This is a genomic window from Paracoccus thiocyanatus (assembly GCF_900156255.1).
Classification (GTDB): Bacteria; Pseudomonadota; Alphaproteobacteria; order Rhodobacterales; family Rhodobacteraceae; genus Paracoccus; species Paracoccus thiocyanatus.
The window spans coordinates 1-1,062 of record NZ_FTMK01000059.1; the positions used below are offsets into that span (position 1 = coordinate 1).

At 62.0% G+C, this 1,062-nt stretch carries 1 pseudogene; it reads left to right on the top strand.

Annotated elements, in window-relative coordinates:
* Positions 1 to 491: 491 nt before the first annotated feature.
* A pseudogene (locus F3H32_RS17610) lies at positions 492 to 972 on the top strand (IS66 family transposase); the annotation flags it as partial.
* Between the last annotated feature and the right edge of the window lie 90 nt (positions 973 to 1,062).

The window sequence follows — 1,062 nt, forward strand, 5'->3', positions numbered from 1 at the left end:
TTGGGAATACGGCAGCGGCAAGCAGATCACGGCTTGGTGCGTTCGATCCGGCTCTGGACGCGAGTACATGGAAACAAGTGATCCGGGCGGGGGAAGGGGCATGATCGGGCCGGGAACTGGCGTCCGCGTCTATCTGGCCTGTGGCGTGCCCGATATACGGGAGGATCGAGGGCCTTGCAGCTCTCGCACAGGATCATCTGCGCCAGAAGCCGACCAGCTGTACCGTTCGCGTTCCGCGGCTGGTGGGGTGACAGGCTGAAGCTTTTGCATAGGGATCAGCGGGGTCTGTCTCTATCACAAGTGCTGGAAAAGAGACGCTTTCTGGCCCGCCTGCGGTGGCGGCACCGGACGCCTGACCTCGGCGCAACTGGTGACGCTGGGGGAGGGATTGATTGGGGTTTGGGGCGCTCCACCGGCCCCGCGTTGGCTGATTATCCGTTGAAATGTCTCGGGTTCATGGTCAGCCCTACTGCCCTGTGGCAGTCAGGTACATGTCGAATGCGGCCCACACCCTTCCCGATGATCCTGCGCTTCTGACGGCGTTGATCATGGGTTTGCAGGCAGATAATACGAAGATCTCGGCCACTCTGCCCGCCCATGACCAGTTGATCCAGACCCTGCGGCTGCGCATCGCCAAGCTGAAGAAGCAGGTCTTCGGCCAGTCCTCGGAATAGATCGAGCACGAGATCGAACGGCTGGAACTGGCGCTCGATGGTCTTTTGAAGAGCGCGCCGGTCGATTGGTGTGGTCGCGCCATGGAGTTGCCGGCCCCGCTGATCGAGAAGACCGAAGCGGATCTCATGGCCAGCGACCTCCTCCATGCCGAGGACACGCCGATCCGGGTGCTGGACCGCCAAGCCGCGACAGGGGGCTGGGCAAGGGTGAGAAAAGGGCCGGATCTGGGCTTATGACCGCGACCAGCGACCATGTGCAGGCGCCTCGCCACTTGGCGCGGTCCATGCCTTCGCGCCGGCCTAGGGTCTGTTGAGATTCATCGTGAGTTGATCAGGGCTGCCACAGCGTAGATCATGGCCTCAAAGGATGTATCGGTCTTTTCGGACC